Source organism: Ornithinimicrobium flavum (assembly GCF_004526345.1).
GTDB classification, from domain to species: Bacteria; Actinomycetota; Actinomycetes; order Actinomycetales; family Dermatophilaceae; genus Ornithinicoccus; species Ornithinicoccus flavus.
This window is the reverse complement of the sequence record NZ_CP038213.1, coordinates 2,845,636-2,863,097: the sequence shown is the minus strand read 5'-3', so window position 1 is coordinate 2,863,097 and position 17,462 is coordinate 2,845,636. Positions and strand designations below refer to the sequence as shown.

The following is a 17,462-nucleotide window of genomic DNA, read 5'->3' as shown; positions in this document are numbered from 1 at the left end:
GGTCGTCTCGGCCGTCGCGGTGCTCGGGGTCGCCCTGCACCGGCCGGAGCTCGAGGCGCCCTGGATCCCGAGCCTCGGCGTCTGGCTGCGTCTGGTCCCGGACGACCTCAGCGCCCCGCTGCTGCTGCTCACCGCCGTCGTCGGGGTCGTCGCCGTGTCACTGCACCTGCACGTCCCCCCGCCGCCGCGACCTGCCGAGCCCGACCTGCAGGGCACGAGCCCGACCGCGCCCATCCCCGTCCTGCGGGGCACCGACGTCCCCGGCCTGGCGACCTACCACGCGTGCCTCCTGCTGGTCCTGCTCGGGGCGCTCATCACCTTCCTCGCGGGGGACGCGCTCCTGTTCTTCATCGGCTTCGAGCTGGTCCTGGTCCCGATGTGGGTGCTCGTGGGGCGGTACGGCGACCCCGGCAGCGACCGTGAGGGTGCGGCCCTGCGCTTTCTCGTCGTCACCGTGGTCGGCTCCTCGCTCCTGCTGGTCGGCCTGCTCCTGCTCGCCACCGCCACCGGCACCACCGACCTGGCCCGGTGGGCGGCCACCGGCGCCACCGGGCTGGACCGGAGCACCCAGGTGGTCGTCGCCGCCGTCCTGCTGCTCGGTCTGGCCCTCAAGATCCCGGTGTTCCCGCTGCACACCTGGCTCCCTGGGTCCACGCGACGGCCCCCACCGCCGGCTCGGTCCTGCTGGCCGCGGTGCTGCTGAAGCTGGGGACCTACGGCATCGCCAGGCTGGTCGTGCCGGTGGTGCCCGAGGGGTTCGCCACCTGGGCCCCCCTGCTGGGCGGGCTGGGGGTGGTCGGGGTGGTCTGGGCCGGTCTGGCGTGCCTGGTCGAGCGGGACCTGAAGCGCCTCGTCGCGTGGTCCTCGATCGCGCACCTGGGTTTCGTCGTGCTCGGCCTGGCCTCGGGCACGGCGACCGGGATGCAGGCGGCGCTGTTCGGCAACGTTGCGCACGGCCTGATCTCCGCCCTGCTCTTCGTCGTCGTCGGCGGGCTCAAGCACCGCTGGGGCTCCGCCGACCTCTCGGTCGCGCGGGCCGCCCTGCGCGAGGTCAACCCCCGGCTCGGCGCGGCCCTCGTGCTCGGGATGGCGGCGTCCATGGGGCTGCCGGGCCTGGCCGGCTTCTGGGGCGAGACCGGTGCGCTGCTGGGCGCGTGGACCCCGGCCCCGGACCGGCCGGAGGAATGGTTCCGGGCGTTCGTCGTCGCGGGGGCCCTGGGCGCCGTGCTCGCCGTCGCCTACGCGGCCCGGGTCCTGCACGAGGTCTGGTCGGGGGACCGGGCGGAGCCGCGCACCCCCGACGCGATCCGGACCGAGCGGGTCGCGCTCGGCGTGCTGAGCACCCTCATCCTTGCGGTCGGGGTCCACCCCGCACTCCTGCTCACCGTGACGGCCCCGTGGACCGAGGCGGTGATCGCCCGGTGACTCTCGATCTGAACCTCGTGGCGGTGCTGCCCGTCCTGGCCCCCCTCGTCGCGGCGGTGCTGGTGCTGCTGCTCGATGCCGCCGTCCCCGGCGGCCGCGACGGTCACCTCACCGTCGCCGCCGGCGGCCTGGTGGCAGGGGCCCTGGGCACGGTTCCCGGTCTGGGCCTCGGAGCCGGCGACGTCCGCGGCGCCCTGTGCCTGCCGGACGGCGGCCCGTGCCTCTACGTCGCGGACCGGCTGACCTCCACGCTCCAGCTGGCGGCGCTGCTGGCCGCGCTCGTCGTCCTGGTCCTCACCTGGCGCGACTGGGCGGACCCCGGGGACGGGTCGGACCGGACCGGACGCACCCCGGTCGTGGCCGCGCTGCTGCTGGGGGCCACGGGCGGCGTCGTCGCCGTCCCCGCGGCCGGGGACCTCGGGACGCTGCTGGTCTCCCTCGAGCTGGCGACCCTGCCGACCGTGGCGCTGGTCGCCCTGGTCCGCACCACGTGGGCCGACGAACGCCGGGCCCGGGCGGTGGAGGGTGCGGTCGCCCTGCTGACGACCTCCCTGGTGTCCTTCGCCCTTCTCGCCCTCGGCGCGGCGCTCTGGGTCGCCGCCACGGGCACCGCCCTCCTCGGTGCCGCCGGAGGGGCCGCCGGGTCCGTCGACCACCCGCCCCTGCTGGTCCTGGCCGCGGTCCTGCTCGTCGCCGGGCTGGCCTTCAAGGTCTCGGCCGTCCCGTTCCACGCCTGGACCCCGGTGACGTATGCGGCCGCGCCGCTGCCCGTCACCGCCTACCTCGCGACCGTGTCCAAGGTGGCGGCGCTCGGGGCCCTGGTGGTCGTGGTCCGGGCGCTGGGCGCCGTCGACGGGACGACCCTGGTCGCCGTGGCCGTCCTGGCAGCCGCCTCGATGACGCTCGGCAACCTGGTCGCCCTCACCCAGAGCGACACCGTCCGGCTGCTGGCCTGGTCGACGGTGGCGCAGGCCGGGTGGGTGCTGCTCCCGCTGGTCTCGCTGTCCTCCCGGGCCGCGCACGCCGCCGGGTCCTACCTGCTGGTCTACGTCGTGGCGACGTTGCTGGCCTTCGTGGTCGTCGCGGCGGTCGCACGGTCCCGCGGGAGCGGCGGCACGGCCCTGGAGGAGCACCGCGGCCTGCTGCGGTCGCGCCCGCTGCTGGCCCTCCCGCTGGCCCTGGCCCTGCTGACCCTGGCGGGCCTGCCGCCCGGCATCGCCGGGGTGGTCGCCAAGATCGTCGCGCTCCGGCCGGTCCTCGGTGGTGGGTCGGAGTGGCTGTGGCTGGCCCTGGTCGCCGCCGGCAACATCGCCCTCGGCATCGCCGTCTACCTGCGCTGGCTCGCCGTCGTCGTCGGTGCCCCCGCGGCGGTCGGCCGCCGGGGTGACGGGGACACGCAGGGGGACCCCGACGCCGGGGAGGCACGGCATACCCCGGTCCCGGTGGCCGTGCTCGTGGGCCTGCTCACGGCCGTGCTCGTGGCGGGCAGCGTCATGCCCCTGGGGATCGTCTGAGCCCCCGCCCCCGTGCCGGTGGGAACATCGGCACGACAGGTCGTCGTTGACGGGGCATGCACTCGCACTTCAACGGGCTCAAGACGACGCTGCTCTTCGGCGCCATCTGGGCCCTCTTCCTCGGGATGGGCGCGCTGGTCCAGGGTGGACGGTTCATCTGGGTCTTCGCACTGATCGTGTCGGCACCACCTTCTGGAGCTACTGGAACTCCGACAAGCTCGCGATCCGCGCCATGCGGGCCCGGCCCGTGACGCCGCAGGAGCAGCCGGCGATGTACCGCATCGTGCACGAGCTCTCCGAGAAGGCCGGCAAGCCGATGCCGCGCCTCTACGTCAGCCCGACGGCGGCGCCCAACGCCTTCGCGACCGGCCGCAACCCGAAGAACGCGGCCGTGTGCTGCACCGAGGGGATCCTGCACCTGCTCGACGAGCGCGAGCTGCGGGGGGTGCTGGGCCACGAGCTCATGCACGTCTACAACCGGGACATCCTGCTCAGCTCGGTGGCGGCGGCCATCGCCGGCGTCATCACCTCCGTGGCCCAGATGATGCTCTTCTTCGGCGGGGGCAACCGGGGCCAGGGCGCCAACCCCCTCGTCCTGCTCGCGATGGCTCTCCTGGCGCCGTTCGCCGCCTCGGTGATCCAGCTGGCGATCAGCAGGACCCGGGAGTACGACGCGGACGAGGACGGGGCCCGGCTGACCGAGGACCCGCTCGCCCTCGCCTCCGCCCTGCGCAAGCTGGAGGTGGGCACCGCCCGCGCCCCCCTCGCGCCCGAGCCGAACGTCGTCAACGCGAGCCACATGATGATCGCCAACCCGTTCCGGGCCAAGGACGTGACCCGGATGTTCGCCACCCACCCCCCGATGGACCAGCGGATCGCCCGGCTGCAGCGGATGGCCGACGGTCAGCAGCCGGGGATCACCCGCTACTGACCGTCGGCCGGGGCCGGTCGACCTACTCCCAGGTCTGGAACTCGATGGCCTCCTCGGCCAGGGCCAGGACCGGGTAGTACATGCCGTCCTCGGTCGTCAGCTTCCACACCGGGACCTCGACCGAGCCGGCCGTCTGGGACCAGAGGGTCCCGCGCACCAGCTCGGCGCCGGTCACGAGCTTGTCCTTGAGGAGCATGGGGATCCTGTCACCGGCCTGGAGGGGCCGGGACTCCGGCAGGGTCCACTCCGGCATCTCGAAGGTCTCCCAGTCCTCGGGGCTCATCAGCGCGGTGTCGTCGGCGATGCTCACGCCGTACTCCATGCTGAACTCGCGGGTGCCGAACCGCTCGACCGCCTCCGCCGCCGAGATGACGGGGTAGTCGCCGAGCGAGACCAGCTCGCCGATGCTGCCGTAGGCGTTGACGAGCCCCTCCGGGCCGACGGTGGCCGAGAGCATCATGTCGCCTGCGCCGGCCATGTCGGTGGGCTGGGCGTCGATCATGACCATCGCCGCCCCGTCGTACTCGTCGGTCCAGGCGGAGAAGGTGAACTCGCTGACGTCCACCCCGGCCTGGACGAAGAACTCGCTGGCGACCGCCTTGGCCGCCTCCTCGGTCGGGGCCTCACCGGTGACCTCCCGGCAGTTCTCCGGGGTGGGGAAGGGCAGGTCCGGGCCGTAGCTGCGGGCCCAGTCCTCGCGCATCGTCTGGAGGTCTTCGTCCGGGACGCCCTCGTACATCTGGGCGCAGTACTGGTTGCCGTAGATGTCCTCGTAGTTGAAGTACAGCGCCCCGCCCTCGGCGTTGGCCGAGATGACCAGACCGTCGTCGGTGTCGATCAGGCCCGTGCCGACGTAACCGGGTCCGTACTCGCCCGCCGTGTCCGGCAGCGGCTGACCCTCGAACCCGGTGGCGGCGGCATACGCGTCGATGAACTCCTGCGGGGTCTGCTCGCTCTGCCGGACCCGCACCTCGGCGGTCCCCGGGGAGCCGGGCAGGCCCTCGCCCGCGGTGAGTCGGACCGGGCCGGGGTCCCAGGAGGGGCCGGAGTACCCTGCGCTCCCACCCATGGCGGCGTCCGTGTCGCCGACCCCCGTCATGACGCCGGGGTCCTGAAGGCCGGGCTCGGCCAGCCCCTGCTCGGACACGCCCTCCTCGGAGAGGTCGGACGCCGGGCCGGACGCGTCCGCGCCGGGGGCGGAGTCATCACCCTGGGCGGCAGGTCCCACCTGCCGGGTGGTGCCGTCCGCCGTCGGCGGGACGGTGTCGGCCTGCTGCGCACCCAGGGCGTAGCCCCCCGCCCCGAGGCCGAGGGCCGCGACAGCCGCCGCCGCGATCCACGGGGTGCGCAGGCGTGGCCCGCGCAGCAGCTCGTCGTCCACGGCGGTGGCGCGGTCGGCGCCCTGGCTGGCCGGGGCCTTCTGCGCGATGAGGCTGCGCAGCCGGTGCAGGTCGGGGTGCGACCCGGTGGCGGGGTCGCTGGCGCGCAGGCGGTGGATGGCTTCGTCGTCGTGCTCGACCATGGTCGTTCGTCTCCTTGTGCTGAGCGTGGGTCGGGGAGGTCGTGGTGGACGCGGGAGGGACCGGGCCGATCGGCTCAGTGGTCCTCGTCCCAGGCGTCGCGGAGCCGGGCCCGGGCCCGGGACAGGGCGGCGGCCGCGCCGCCGCGGGTGAGACCGAGCGCCTGGGCCATGCCCTCGCCGTCCAGGCCCTCCCAGGCGTGGAGCATGAGCACCGAGCGGTCGCGCGTGCTGAGCCGGGCCAGCGCCCGGCGGACCTCGTCGTCGGCCATGACCAGGTCGGCCGGGTCGACGCTGCGGGCGGGCTGCTGCTGCTCGCCGCTCCCGTAGTCCGACATCAGCGTCAGGGTCGGCTTGCGGCGGTGGTTGGCCAGGACGTAGGAGGCCGTCTTGTACAACCACGGCAGCTCGAACCCGTCCGGCACCTTCTCGCGGCGTCGCCAGGCGGTGGCGAAGACCTCGGCCGTCAGGTCCTCCACGTCCACGTGGGCGGCCCGGCGGACGAAGTAGCGGTGGATCGAGGTCGCGTGCTGCGCGAAGAACGCGTCGAACCAGCTGGCGTCGCGCGGGTCCGCCACGGTCCCGGTGCCGGCGTCGCTGCCGGCGAGACGAAGTGTCATCGCCCCTCCCTCTCCTGCGGTGAGTGTGACGACCTGTGCGGCGTCATACCGGCACTATGTCCTCCCCGCCCCGGTGTTGCAGCGACGCGTCGCGCCGCACACGACGAACGGCTGGTCACCCGGTGGGTGACCAGCCGTTCTCGCCGGTGGCAGGTGCAGGATTCGAACCTGCGTAGGCATACGCCGACGGATTTACAGTCCGCTTCCATTGGCCGCTCGGACAACCTGCCGGTGCGCGCGGCACGGGGCCGTGCGCGGATGAAAGGATAACAGCCGAGACATGCAGGACCGAACCCGAGCACAGGAGGTATGCCGCCATGGCCGACTCGTCCTTCGACATCGTCAGCAAGGTCGACCGCCAGGAGGTCGCCAACGCCGTCAACCAGGCCGCCAAGGAGATCAGCCAGCGCTACGACTTCAAGAACATCGGCGCCTCGGTCGAGCTGAGCGGCGACACGATCAGGATGACCGCGAACAGCGAGGAGCGCTGCAAGGCCGTCCTGGACGTGCTCCAGACCAAGCTCGTCAAGCGGGGCGTCTCCCTCAAGCACCTCGACTACAGCAACGACGGTGAGCCCCGCGCCTCGGGCAAGGAGTACAAGCTCGACGCCGCCCTGACCGAGGGCATCTCCAGCGAGAACGCCAAGAAGATCTCCAAGATCATCCGGGACGAGGGGCCCAAGAGCGTCAAGCCCCAGATCCAGGGCGACGAGCTGCGGGTGACCTCCAAGTCCCGCGACGACCTGCAGGAGGTCCAGCGGCTGCTCAAGACCAAGGATCTGGACTTCGCCATCCAGTTCACGAACTACCGCTGACGCAGGCCCCCGGTCGGACCGCATAGCATCGCTGGTCATGCCGACCGAGGAGAGCGTCGCACCGGCGCTGCCGACCCGTCCGGAGCGGATGGGTCGGCTGCCGTACACCCGCAAGCACACCCGCGTCCTGCTCGGGTCCGGCACCGGCTGGGCCCTGGACGCCATGGACGTCGGGCTGATCAGCTTCGTCGGGCTGGCGATCGCCCAGCAGTGGGAGCTGTCCCGCACCGAGCAGTCCTGGCTGCTGTCGATCGGTTTCGTCGGTATGGCGATCGGGGCGACCTTCGGCGGGATGCTGGCCGACCGGTACGGCCGGCGCACCGTCTTCGCGCTCACGCTCCTGGTCTACGGGCTGGCCACCGGCGCGTCGGCCCTGGTCACCGGGCTGGCGGCGCTGCTCGTGCTGCGCTTCCTCGTGGGCCTGGGCCTGGGGCCGAGCTGCCGGTGGCCTCCACCCTGGTGAGCGAGCTGTCACCCACCCGGATCCGGGGGCGGCTGGTCGTCGTCCTCGAGTCGTTCTGGGCGGTGGGGGATCCTGGCCGCCCTCGTGGGCTACTTCGTCGTGCCGGCCTCGGAGCAGGGCTGGCGCTGGGCCTTCGCCCTGGGCATGGTCCCGGCCGTCTACGCCGTGGTCGTCCGGTGGGGCCTGCCCGAGTCGCCCCTCTTCCTCGAGCGTCGGGGGCGCACCGAGGAGGCCGAGGAGGTCGTGCGCTCCTTCGAGCGCTCGGCGGGGGTCCCCTCCCCGGTGAGCGGGCCGCTGCCGCCGAGCCGGCCGCGGACCCCCGGCCAGCTGTGGTCGCCCACCTACCGGAGGCGGACCCTCGGCATCTGGCTCGTGTGGTTCATGGTCAACTTCTCCTACTACGGCGCCTTCATCTGGCTGCCCACCCTGCTCTTCGCCCAGGGCTTCGACCTGGTCCGGTCCTTCGGCTACACCCTGATCATCACCCTGGCCCAGCTGCCGGGGTATGCCGTGGCCGCCGTCCTGGTCGAGACGTGGGGACGCCGGCCCACGCTCGCGACCTTCCTGCTCGGCTCGGCCGCCTCCGCCGTGCTCTTCGGCCTGTCGGGGGAGGTGTGGCAGATCATCGCGGCCGGCTGCGCCATGAGCTTCTTCAACCTCGGCGCCTGGGGAGCCCTCTACGCCCTCACCCCGGAGATCTACCCCACGTCGGTGCGGGCCTCGGGGGCGGGGGCGGCGGCCGGTTTCGGCCGCATCGCCTCCATCGTCGCGCCGCTGCTGGTGCCCGTGGTCCTGGCCGCGTGGGGCAGCCCGGCCCTGTTCGTCCTCTTCGCCCTCGCCTTCGGAGTCGGTGCCGTCGCGGCCCTGCTGCTCCTGCCCGAGCAGGCGGGGGACGCGCTGGACACGACCTGACCGAGGATGCTGCATACTTATGCTGTCGACTGCATGAGTAGCCGGACCTCCCGTCGCCGACCCTGGACCCCCTCACCCCTAGGATGACCTGCATGACTGAGCTGTCCACCAACCAGGACTTCATCGACCTCGAGGACAAGGTCGCCGCGCACAACTACAGCCCGCTGCCGGTCGTCGTCGAGCACGCCGAGGGCATCTGGGTGACCGACGTCGAGGGGCATCGCTACCTCGACGCGCTCTCGGGCTACTCAGCCCTCAACTTCGGGCACCGCCACCCGGGTCTGGTCCAGGCCGCCAAGGACCAGCTGGACAAGGCGACGCTGACCAGCCGGGCCTTCCACAACGACCAGCTCGGCCCCTTCTGCGCCAAGCTGGCCGGGCTGGTGGGCAAGGACATGATCCTGCCGATGAACACCGGCGCCGAGGCGGTCGAGACCGCGCTGAAGATCGCGCGCAAGTGGGGCTACCTCGTCAAGGGGGTGGAGCAGGACCGGGCCGAGATCATCGTCATGGACGGCAACTTCCACGGCCGCACCACCACGATCATCTCCTTCTCCGACGACGCGGAGGCTCGCGACCACTACGGCCCGTACACCTCGGGCTTCGTGTCGGTGCCGTACGGCGACCTGGCCGCGATCGAGGACGCGATCCACGAGAACACCGTGGCCGTCCTGGTCGAGCCGATCCAGGGCGAGCAGGGCGTGAAGATCCCGAAGGAGGGCTTCCTGCCCGGGCTGCGGGAGCTGTGCACCAGCAGGAACGTGCTGATGATCGCCGACGAGATCCAGGCCGGTCTGGGTCGGGTCGGCACGACCCTGGCCTGCCAGTACGAAGGTGTCGAGGCCGACATCTACACCCTGGGCAAGGCGCTCGGAGGAGGGATCGTCCCGGTCTCGGCCGTCGCGGCCGACGCCCAGGTCATGGGGGTCATCACCCCCGGCACCCACGGGTCCACCTTCGGCGGTAACCCGCTGGCGGCCGCCGTCGGGCTGGCGGTGTGCGAGCTGCTGGAGGGCGGGGAGTACCAGGCGAACGCCGCGAACCTCGAGGGTCAGTTCCGGGAGGCGCTCGAGGCGCTCGTCGGCCAGGGCGTGGACGAGGTGCGGGTGCGGGGCCTGTGGGCAGGGGTCGACATCTCCCCGGACCTGATGACGGGCAAGGAGGCGTGCAAGCAGCTCGCGAAGAAGGGCGTGCTGGCCAAGGACACGCACGGCTCGACCATCCGCCTGGCCCCGCCGCTGACCATCACCGCCGAGGAGCTGAAGATCATCACCGACGCGCTCAGCGAGGTCGTCAGCGAGGCCCGGCAGGGCTGAGCAGCCGCCGCTTCACCACCTCGAGGTGCTCGACCAGCTCCGGCGGGTCGAGCACCTCGACGTCGGTGCCCAGCATCACCAGCTCCGCCGCGAGGTGGTCCAGGGTCTCCCCGCCCGTCACCAGGCGGCACCATCCGTCCCCCAGGTCGGTGACGTCCCCGGCGAGGGGTGGGACCCGCTCCCGCACCCGGTCGCCCGAGGCGCGGACGCGAGCGGTCGCCACGTAGCGGTAGGGCGACTGGGAGACCGAGCGGGTGATGTACGACGCTGGGTCGGGGACCTCGCGGGGCTGGTTGCGCAGGGTGCCGACGGTGACCCGGCGCACCCGGTCCAGGCGGAAGCTGCGCCAGTCGTCCCTGTCGAGGTCGAAGGCCAGGAGGTACCACCGGTCGGTCACCGCCACCAGGGCGTGGGGCTCGACCCGCCGCTGCGACCCTCGACCCTGCCGGTCGACGTAGTCGATCGTGGCGTGCACCCGGTCGCGGCAGGCCCGGGAGGTGGCCATGAGGACCTCCGGGTCGACGACGGCACGGGCAGCACCCACCGTGACCGTCGTGCTGTGGATGGCCGCCACCTGCTCGCGTGCCCCCGCCGGCAGGACCTGGTCCAGCTTGGCGAGGGTGCGCACGGCGGACTCGCTCACCCCGGCCACGGTCCCGCCGGCCGCCAGCCGCAGGCAGACCGCGATCGCGACCGCCTCGTCCTGCGCGAGCAGCAACGGGGGGAGCGACCCACCGGCTCCCAGCTGGTAGCCACCGCCGACGCCGCTGCTGGCCCGGACCGGGTATCCGAGCTCGCGCAGGCGCTCCACGTCCCGGCGGATGCTGCGGGTCGTCACCCCCAGGCGCGCGGCGAGCTCCTCCGAGGTCCACAGGGCCCGGGTCTGGAAGAGGCCCAGGAGGCGCAGGGCACGCGTCGTCGGGTCCGTCATGACGTCACTCTGGCACGCACCGCGGACAGGATGTGTCCGTCGAGGGTGGTTCGCTGGCGACCATGGAGAACGCACGCGACACCCTCGATCTCGTCCGCGCCCTGCACGAGCAGCTCGACTGGCACTGGCAGGGGCAGGCCCGGCCGCGGCTGCACGGCCTCACCGACGAGGAGCTGCACTGGGAGCCGACCCCCGGCGCCTGGGGCGTGCGCCGGCGCGACGAGCCGAGCCCGTCGACGGTCACCCACCGGGTGGGGTCCGGCGACTGGCTCGTCGACGTCGGGATCCCGGAACCGCAGCCGGTCCCCGTCACCACCATCGCGTGGCGCGTGGCCCACGTGGGCGTCGGCGTCCTCGGCGCGCGGGCGCACAGCCACTTCGGGGGCCCGGAGGCGAGCGACGAGTCGTTCGCCTACGCCGGCAGCGCCGACGAGGCCCTCCGCCAGCTCGACGAGGCGTATGCCGCGTGGTCGGCCGGGGTGCGCTCGTTGACGCCGGAGACGCTCGCCGCCGCGGTGGGCCCGGCCGAGGGTGCCTGGGCGCAGGCCCCGATGCTCACCCTGGTGCTGCACATCAACCGCGAGACGATCCACCACCTCGCCGAGGCCGCCCTCCTGCGTGACCTGTGGGCCAACGGAGCCCGCTGACGGCACAATGGGGCGGTGGACATCGCCCTGGAGATCGGCATCGGTCTGCTCGTGGGCCTGGTCATGGGGGCACTCGGCGGTGGCGGCGGCATCATCACCGTGCCGGCCCTCGTCTACCTCCTGCACCAGCCGCCGGCGGTCGCCACGACCACCTCCCTGGTCATCGTGGGGATCACCGGCGTGGCCGCCGTCGCCCAGCACGCCCGGGGCGGCAGGGTGCGGTGGGCCGACGGCCTGGCCTTCGGCGTGCTGGGGGCCGGGGGAGCCGTGCTCGGCGCGCGGGTGGGCGCGGTGGCCGACCCCACCTGGACCATGGGCCTGTTCGCCGCCCTGCTGCTCATCACCGCCGGGGTGATGTGGCGCCGGTCCGGGGTCCAGAGCCGGACGGACCCCGAGGAGGACGGGGGGTCGACCTGGCTCACCTGGCGGCCCTTCTCGCTCGACCTGCGCCGGGGCCTCGTCGTGCTGGCCGTCGCGTCCGGCTCGGGGGTGCTCACCGGGTTCTTCGGCGTCGGCGGCGGCTTCGCCATCGTTCCCGCGCTGACGCTCATCATGGGGATGTCGATGCCCCTGGCCGTGGGCACGTCGCTGCTGGTCATCACCATCAACTCGGTCACCGGCGTGGCCGGCCGGCTCGGGACGGACCTGCAGCTGGACTGGTCGCTCATCGCGGTCTTCACCGCGGCGGCGGTCGGAGGCAGCCTCGTGGGCGGCCGGATCGGCCGTCGCCTCGACCCGACCTGGTCTCAGCGCGCCTTCGCGGCCATGCTGGTCCTCGTCTCCGGCTACACCGCGCTGAGCACCTTCGTCCTCTGACCGCTCAGGCGGTGCGCGCCCCAGGCGTCCACCGGTCGATCTCCTGCTCCGCCAGCATGCTCGAGCCCAACCAGGCCTCCGGCACGCCCAGACCCTCCACCAGCGCGAGGGCGTCGGGCCGCAGCTGGCGGCACAGGTCGTTGATCGCCCGGTGGACGTGCTTGAGCCGGGCCGAGTTGATCCGGTTGTGCTGCTGGAACCAGCCGGAGTCCGCCTCGATGACCGTCAGGGCGTAGAGGTCGCAGAGCCGGTCGAGCACGACCCGGGCCTCCTCGTCCCGGCAGCCGTCGACCATCCCGACGAAGGCCTCGAGCACCATCCGGTCGATGTGGGTGCGGGCGGCGGCCAGGACGTGGTCCTGGGCGGCGTTGAAGGTGTCGAAGGCCTCGGTGGCACCGCCGCGGCCGGCCTTGCGCAGGCGCCCGGCCAGGGTCTCGAGCACGTGCCGCTCCCGCTCCTGGAACATGGCCAGCTGCCACCCGCGGTCCAGCAGGGTCTCCGACTCCGGCCGGCGTGCCGCGGCGGCGACCAGCCGGTCGACGAGGGGGCGGGCGTTGGTCCGCTCGAGCACCGTGCCGCCGAAGCTGCGGGCGGCGAACTGCACCATGCCGCGCCAGTCGAGGTCGCCGAAGAGCTCCTTGTAGGACGTCAGCAGCCCCTTGGCGACCAGCTGCAGAAGCACGGTGTTGTCGCCCTCGAAGGTCGCGAAGACGTCGGCGTCCTGGCGCAGCAGGGTCAGGCCGTTCTCGGCCATGTACCCCGCCCCGCCGCACGCCTCGCGGCAGACCTGGATGGTGTCGTTGGCGAAGCGGGTCTGGACCGCCTTGAGCCCGGCGGCGCGGGTCTCCAGCTCCCGCACGTCCTCGACCGGCGCGTCCGCGGTCGCCGACAGCTCGGCGACGCGCACGGTGATCTCGTCCTGCGCCGCGCCGAAGGCGTAGAGGGTGGCCATGGCCGGGAGCAGCTTGCGCTGGTGGGCGAGGTAGTCCAGGAGCACCACCTCGCCGGCGTCCTGGCCGGGCGCCGCGAACTGGCGGCGGCGGAGGGCATACCGGGTGGCGATGCTCACCGCCTTGCGGGTGGCCATCGACGCGCCCCCGCCCACGCAGATGCGGCCGCGCACCAGCGCGCCGAGCATGGTGAAGAAGCGCCGGCTGTCGCTCTCGATCGCCGAGACGTAGCGGCCCTCGTCGTCGATGTCCGCGTAGCGGTTGAGCAGCATGTCGCGACCGACCCGCACCTGGTCGAAGCGGATCATGCCGTTGTCGACGCCGGCCAGACCACCCTTGGGCCCGTGGTCCTCGATCGTCACACCGGGCAGCACCCGGCCGGCCTCGTCGCGCACGGGCACGAGGACGCAGTGCACCCCGTGACCGACCCCGTCGACGACGAGCTGGCCGAAGACGGAGGCCATCCGGGCGGTCTGGGCCGCGCCGCGATGTAGGCCTTGGTGGAGCTGGGGGTGGGGGAGTGGACCACGATCTCGTCGGTGGCGGCGTCGTAGGTCAGGGTCGTCTCCAGGGATGCGACGTCGGAGCCGTGGCCCAGCTCGGTCATGGCGTAGCAGCCGGGGAGCGTGAGGTCGATGACGCCGGGCAGGAACCGCTCGTGGTGGGACTCCGTCCCGAGGTAGAGGACCGCCCGCGCGAAGAGCCCGAAGTGGACGCCGCTCTTGACGGTCACCGACAGGTCGCACAGGGCCGACTGCTCAAAGTCGACGATGGAGCGCCCCGTGTCACCGAGGCCTCCGAACGCCTCCGGAAGCCGCTGGAGGCGTACCCCAGCGCGGCGAGCTCGGCCAGCCGCGCGTCGGTCCACGCCCGGGCCTCCTGCAGCCCCTGGCCGACCGGTCGGTGGGTGAAGGCCGGGTCGAGCTCGGCGCGGTAGCTCTCGCGCACCTCCCGCCAGGTGCCGTCGAGGGTATGCCGCAGGGCGGCACCCAGCTCGCTCACCTCCTCCTGGGGAACGGTGGGGGCCGCGGTGGCCCGCACCTCGTGGTCGCGGTCGGACGGCAGGTCGTCGTCATCGGCGCTCTCCTGGTTCGCGTGGGGTGATCGGGTAGGTGGGCACGGGCCCGGCCAGTGCCGGGCGGATGAGGGCGACGACGGCCCGGGTGACGTCGTCGACCGAGGGCTCGTGGCCCGCACGGGTGGTCCCGTTGGTGAGCAGCCAGTGGTCGGCGGCGGCCCGGACCAGCCCGACGATGCCGTGCGCCCAGACCGGGGCCAGCAGGTCGGCCTCGTGGGTCCGGCCCTCGGCGACCAGATGCTCACGCACGACCTCGGTCAGCTGCTCGCCGATCCGGCCGGTGAGCTCACCGACCGGTCGTTGGGGTCGAACTCCGTGGTCTCCAGCGGCCGCGTCATGACGAAGCGGTAGATCTCCGGGTCGCGCTCGACCATGAACAGGTAGGAGCGCACCATGGCCGCGATCCGCTCACGACGTCGTCGCCGCTGGCCCGCGCGGCGGCGAGGTCGGCGAGGATCGTCTCGTCCACGGCCTCGACGACCGCCCGGTAGAGGCCCGCCCGGTCGCCCAGGTGACGGTAGAGGACCGTCTTGCTGGTGCCGGCCGTGGCGGCGACCTCGTCCATGCCGACACCGGCGCCGTGGCGCTGAATCGCCTTGAGCGCGGCCTCGACCAGCTGGCGACGGCGCTTGGTGCGGTGCGCCTCCCAGCGGGCGTCACGCCCGTCGCGAGCGCCGTTCGGCAGCCGGCTGCGGCCTGGCACGGTGAGCTCATGCCCGCCAGAGTACCGTGTACTCGTCGTATCGGCTACAGTCGGTACGGATACCCGTCCGAGTCCCCGGACCCCCGCAGCGACCCTCCAGGAGAGCCATGTCCGACCAGACCCTGCGCGACGCCGTCATCGTGGGCGGCAACCGCATCCCCTTCGGCAAGGCGGGCGGGGCGTACGCCTCGGCCTCCAACCAGTCGATGCTGACGGCGGCCCTGGACGGGCTCGTCGCGCGCTTCGGGCTGGCCGGTGAGCAGGTCGGGGAGGTCGCCGCCGGTGCCGTCCTCAAGCACTCCCGCGACTTCAACCTCACCCGCGAGGCGGTCCTGGGCTCGGCGCTGGCCCCGACCACCCCCGCCTACGACCTGCAGCAGGCCTGCGGGACCGGGCTGGAGACCGTCATCCAGGTGTCGCACAAGATCCGCCTGGGCCAGATCGACTCCGGCATCGCGGGGGGTGTGGACTCCGCCAGCGACGCCCCGATCGCCGTGGGCGAGGGGCTGCGCAAGGCGTTGTTGCGGGCGAGCTCGGCGAAGACCCCGATGCAGCGGGTCAAGGCGCTCGCCGGCATCCGCCCCGGTGACCTCGCGCCGGAGACGCCGCGCAACTCCGAGCCGCGGACGGGCCTGTCGATGGGCGAGCACCAGGCCCGGACCGCCCGGGAGTGGGGCATCACCCGTGAGGCGCAGGACGAGCTGGCCGCCGCCAGCCACCACAACCTGGCCCGCGCGTGGGACTCCGGCTTCTTCGACGACCTCGCCACCGGGTTCCTCAAGCTCTCCCGCGACCAGGGGCTGCGCGCCGACACCTCCGTCGAGAAGCTCGCCACCCTGAAGCCGGTCTTCGGCACCGGGGAGGGCGCCACGATGACGGCCGGCAACTCCACCCCGCTGTCGGACGGCGCCGCCCTCGTGCTCCTGTCCTCCCGCGAGTGGGCGCAGGAACGTTCGCTGCCGGTCCTGGCCCGCCTCGTGGACGCCGAGGTCGCCGCCGTCGACTACGTCTCCGGGGAGGAGGGGCTGCTCATGGCGCCCGCGTATGCCGTGCCCCGGCTCCTGGCCCGGCAGGGCCTGACCCTGCAGGACTTCGACTACTACGAGATCCACGAGGCCTTCGCCTCCACCGTGCTGGCCACGCTGGCCGCCTGGGAGTCGGAGGAGTTCTGCCGCGACCGGCTCGGACTGGACGCCCCGCTGGGCGCCGTCGACCGCGACCGGCTCAACGTGCACGGCTCCTCGCTGGCCGCCGGCCACCCGTTCGCCGCGACCGGCGGCCGGATCGTGGCGGGTCTGGCCAAGATGCTGTCCCAGAAGGGCCCCGGCTCCCGTGGCCTGGTGTCCATCTGCGCCGCCGGCGGCCAGGGTGTCGTCGCGATCCTGGAAGGGTGCTGACCATGGCCGACCTCGTGCAGCTGCTGACCACCAACCCCCTCGCCAAGCAGCTCGGCGTCCCGCAGGCCACGCGCCTGCGCCGGGGACGCGAGCTGCCCGCGGGCCCCGTCGTCCTCGGGCTCGCCGGCGGCACCTCCTCCCTCGTCCGGAGCTCCCTGGAGCTCCTCGGGGTGCAGCCGGAGGACGCCCTCGTCGACACGCCGGAGACCCGCACGACGCAGACCGACGACAAGGGACGCACCAGGGAGGTGCCCACGCCGTACCCCGGGAAGATCGGTGCGCTCCTGGTGGACGCCACCCAGGTCACGTCCGTGGCCGACCTGGAGACCGTGCGCGGCCTGCTGCGCCCCGCCATGAAGGGGCTCGAGCCGTCCGGGCGGGTCGTCGTCGTCGGGGTGGAGCCGGAGACCGCCGGCGCTCCCACGGCCGTCGCGACCCAGCAGGCCCTGGAGGGGATCGTCCGCAGCGTCGGCAAGGAGCTGCGCGCCGGCGCCACCGCCAACCTCGTGCGGGTCGACCTGCTGACCGAGGAGCCGACCACGGCGACGGACCTCGCCTCGACGTTGTCTTTCCTGCTGGAGGGCCGCTCGGCCTACGTGTCCGGCCAGGTGCTGCACGTGGGGCACGCCGACCCCGCCCGGGTCGTCGAGATCGGCAACGCCCGACCCTTCGAGGGTCAGGTCGTCGTGGTCACCGGGGCCGGCCGTGGCATCGGCGCGGCGATCGCCGAGACCTTCGCCCGGGACGGTGCCCTCGTGGTCGCCGTCGACGTCCCCGCCGCGGGTGAGGGCCTGGCCAGGGTCGCCAACCGGATCGGTGGCACCGCCCTGCAGCTCGACATCACCACGCCGGACGCCGGCCGCCGGATCGCGGCTCATGTCGCCCAGCGGTTCGGCGACGCCGGCCGCATTCACACGATCGTGCACAACGCCGGGATCACCCGCGACAAGCTCCTCGCCAACACCGACGAGGAGCGGTGGGGCAGCGTGCTCGAGGTCAACCTCGCCGCGCAGATCCGGATCAACGAGGTCCTCCTCGACCCGGCGCTCCCCGGTGGGCTGGACGAGGCAGGACGCATCGTCGGCGTCGCCTCCACCTCCGGGATCGCCGGCAACCGCGGCCAGACCAACTACGCGGCCTCCAAGGCCGGCGTCATCGGCTTGGTGCGTGCGATGGGTGCCGACCCCCGCCTGGCGGAGCGGGGCATCACCGTCAACGCCGTGGCGCCGGGCTTCATCGAGACGGAGATGACGGCCAGGATCCCGCTGGCGACCCGCGAGGTCGGGCGCCGGATCAACTCCCTGCAGCAGGGCGGCCGTCCCGTCGACGTGGCCGAGACCATCGCCTACCTCGCCGAGCCCGCCTCGGCGGCCGTCACCGGGCAGGTGCTGCGCGTGTGCGGCCAGTCCCAGCTGGGGGCGTGAG

At 73.1% G+C, this 17,462-nt stretch carries 13 protein-coding genes, 1 tRNA gene and 4 pseudogenes; 10 read left to right on the top strand and 8 right to left on the bottom strand.

Annotation, left to right across the window (positions count from 1 at the left end; all coding sequences use genetic code 11):
- Positions 1-376 precede the first annotated feature (376 nt).
- The 3 genes and pseudogenes from E3Z34_RS19065 to htpX all read left to right on the top strand — a co-directional run bounded on the left by E3Z34_RS19065 (position 377) and on the right by htpX (position 3,870).
- Positions 377-1,425 (top strand): annotated as a pseudogene (locus E3Z34_RS19065) (complex I subunit 4 family protein).
- On the top strand, positions 1,422-2,939 hold the full coding sequence (locus E3Z34_RS13465; protein ID WP_134774017.1) for a proton-conducting transporter transmembrane domain-containing protein: 1,518 nt from the start codon (positions 1,422-1,424) through the stop codon (positions 2,937-2,939). Before E3Z34_RS19065 ends, E3Z34_RS13465 begins: the two are co-directional and overlap by 4 nt.
- A gap of 56 nt (positions 2,940-2,995) precedes the next feature.
- Positions 2,996-3,870: pseudogene (htpX, locus tag E3Z34_RS13460) on the top strand (zinc metalloprotease HtpX).
- A gap of 22 nt (positions 3,871-3,892) precedes the next feature.
- On the opposite strand, the gene E3Z34_RS13455 reads toward htpX, so the two are convergent.
- The 3 genes from E3Z34_RS13455 to E3Z34_RS13445 all read right to left on the bottom strand — a co-directional run bounded on the left by E3Z34_RS13455 (position 3,893) and on the right by E3Z34_RS13445 (position 6,239).
- Entirely contained in the window at positions 3,893-5,392 is a 1,500-nt protein-coding gene (locus tag E3Z34_RS13455) for a hypothetical protein (protein WP_134774016.1), read from the bottom strand.
- Positions 5,393-5,466: 74 nt separating this feature from the next.
- The gene (locus E3Z34_RS13450) at positions 5,467-6,009 is read right to left on the bottom strand and encodes an RNA polymerase sigma factor (RefSeq protein WP_134774015.1); all 543 of its coding nucleotides are present in this window, start codon (positions 6,007-6,009) and stop codon (positions 5,467-5,469) included.
- Between the two features lie 147 nt (positions 6,010-6,156).
- Positions 6,157-6,239: transfer RNA gene (locus E3Z34_RS13445), tRNA-Tyr, on the bottom strand.
- Between the two features lie 87 nt (positions 6,240-6,326).
- On the opposite strand from E3Z34_RS13445, the gene E3Z34_RS13440 reads away from it, so the two are divergent.
- From E3Z34_RS13440 to rocD, 3 genes and pseudogenes are all read left to right on the top strand, one after another.
- Entirely contained in the window at positions 6,327-6,824 is a 498-nt protein-coding gene (locus E3Z34_RS13440) for a YajQ family cyclic di-GMP-binding protein (RefSeq protein WP_134774014.1), read from the top strand.
- A gap of 37 nt (positions 6,825-6,861) precedes the next feature.
- Positions 6,862-8,199: pseudogene (locus tag E3Z34_RS13435) on the top strand (MFS transporter).
- Positions 8,200-8,291: 92 nt separating this feature from the next.
- On the top strand, positions 8,292-9,515 hold the full coding sequence (rocD, locus tag E3Z34_RS13430) for an ornithine--oxo-acid transaminase (RefSeq protein ID WP_134774013.1): 1,224 nt from the start codon (positions 8,292-8,294) through the stop codon (positions 9,513-9,515).
- On the opposite strand, the gene E3Z34_RS13425 is transcribed toward rocD, so the two are convergent.
- Positions 9,493-10,446, bottom strand: coding sequence for a helix-turn-helix transcriptional regulator (locus E3Z34_RS13425; protein WP_134774012.1), 954 nt, complete (start codon positions 10,444-10,446; stop codon positions 9,493-9,495). The two genes, rocD and E3Z34_RS13425, sit on opposite strands and share 23 nt — an antisense overlap.
- A gap of 62 nt (positions 10,447-10,508) precedes the next feature.
- Between E3Z34_RS13425 and E3Z34_RS13420 the strand changes: the two genes are divergently transcribed.
- The gene (locus E3Z34_RS13420) at positions 10,509-11,093 is read left to right on the top strand and encodes a DinB family protein (RefSeq protein ID WP_134774011.1); all 585 of its coding nucleotides are present in this window, start codon (positions 10,509-10,511) and stop codon (positions 11,091-11,093) included.
- Positions 11,094-11,108: 15 nt separating this feature from the next.
- Positions 11,109-11,909: a sulfite exporter TauE/SafE family protein gene (locus E3Z34_RS13415; RefSeq protein ID WP_202976953.1), complete on the top strand. Its 801-nt coding sequence runs from the start codon at positions 11,109-11,111 to the stop codon at positions 11,907-11,909.
- Between the two features lie 4 nt (positions 11,910-11,913).
- Here the strand turns inward: E3Z34_RS13415 and E3Z34_RS13410 are convergent, their stop codons facing one another.
- The 4 genes and pseudogenes from E3Z34_RS13410 to E3Z34_RS13400 form a co-directional block, all read right to left on the bottom strand.
- Positions 11,914-13,323 carry an acyl-CoA dehydrogenase family protein gene (locus E3Z34_RS13410; protein WP_238695175.1) on the bottom strand — a complete coding sequence of 470 codons (1,410 nt, stop codon included), beginning with the start codon at positions 13,321-13,323 and terminating at the stop codon, positions 11,914-11,916.
- Entirely contained in the window at positions 13,218-13,727 is a 510-nt protein-coding gene (locus E3Z34_RS19060) for an acyl-CoA dehydrogenase family protein (protein WP_238695174.1), read from the bottom strand. The genes E3Z34_RS13410 and E3Z34_RS19060 overlap by 106 nt, the downstream gene beginning before the upstream one ends.
- A 204-nt stretch (positions 13,728-13,931) precedes the next feature.
- A pseudogene (locus E3Z34_RS13405) lies at positions 13,932-14,213 on the bottom strand (hypothetical protein); the annotation flags it as partial.
- Positions 14,214-14,271: 58 nt separating this feature from the next.
- Complete coding sequence (locus tag E3Z34_RS13400) at positions 14,272-14,640, bottom strand: TetR/AcrR family transcriptional regulator (RefSeq protein ID WP_134774009.1); 369 nt, start codon at positions 14,638-14,640, stop codon at positions 14,272-14,274.
- Positions 14,641-14,747: 107 nt separating this feature from the next.
- Here E3Z34_RS13400 and E3Z34_RS13395 point away from each other — a divergent pair, with 107 nt between their 5' ends.
- Positions 14,748-16,037, top strand: coding sequence for an acetyl-CoA C-acetyltransferase (locus tag E3Z34_RS13395; RefSeq protein ID WP_134774008.1), 1,290 nt, complete (start codon positions 14,748-14,750; stop codon positions 16,035-16,037).
- Positions 16,038-16,039: 2 nt separating this feature from the next.
- A complete protein-coding gene (locus E3Z34_RS13390) occupies positions 16,040-17,461 on the top strand; it encodes a 3-oxoacyl-ACP reductase (protein WP_134774007.1) in 1,422 nt (473 codons plus the stop codon).
- The last annotated feature ends 1 nt before the right edge of the window (position 17,462 follow it).

What these genes read in the sequence shown, in the direction of transcription:
- E3Z34_RS13455 (WP_134774016.1), bottom strand. Translation starts at nt 5,392, where the DNA reads ATGGTCGAGCACGACGACGAAGCCATCCACCGCCTGCGCGCCAGCGAC.
- E3Z34_RS13450 (WP_134774015.1), bottom strand. Translation starts at nt 6,009, where the DNA reads ATGACACTTCGTCTCGCCGGCAGCGACGCCGGCACCGGGACCGTGGCG.
- E3Z34_RS13440 (WP_134774014.1), top strand. Translation starts at nt 6,327, where the DNA reads ATGGCCGACTCGTCCTTCGACATCGTCAGCAAGGTCGACCGCCAGGAG.
- rocD (WP_134774013.1), top strand. Translation starts at nt 8,292, where the DNA reads ATGACTGAGCTGTCCACCAACCAGGACTTCATCGACCTCGAGGACAAG.
- E3Z34_RS13425 (WP_134774012.1), bottom strand. Translation starts at nt 10,446, where the DNA reads ATGACGGACCCGACGACGCGTGCCCTGCGCCTCCTGGGCCTCTTCCAG.
- E3Z34_RS13420 (WP_134774011.1), top strand. Translation starts at nt 10,509, where the DNA reads ATGGAGAACGCACGCGACACCCTCGATCTCGTCCGCGCCCTGCACGAG.
- E3Z34_RS13410 (WP_238695175.1), bottom strand. Translation starts at nt 13,323, where the DNA reads ATGGCCTCCGTCTTCGGCCAGCTCGTCGTCGACGGGGTCGGTCACGGG.
- E3Z34_RS13395 (WP_134774008.1), top strand. Translation starts at nt 14,748, where the DNA reads ATGTCCGACCAGACCCTGCGCGACGCCGTCATCGTGGGCGGCAACCGC.
- E3Z34_RS13390 (WP_134774007.1), top strand. Translation starts at nt 16,040, where the DNA reads ATGGCCGACCTCGTGCAGCTGCTGACCACCAACCCCCTCGCCAAGCAG.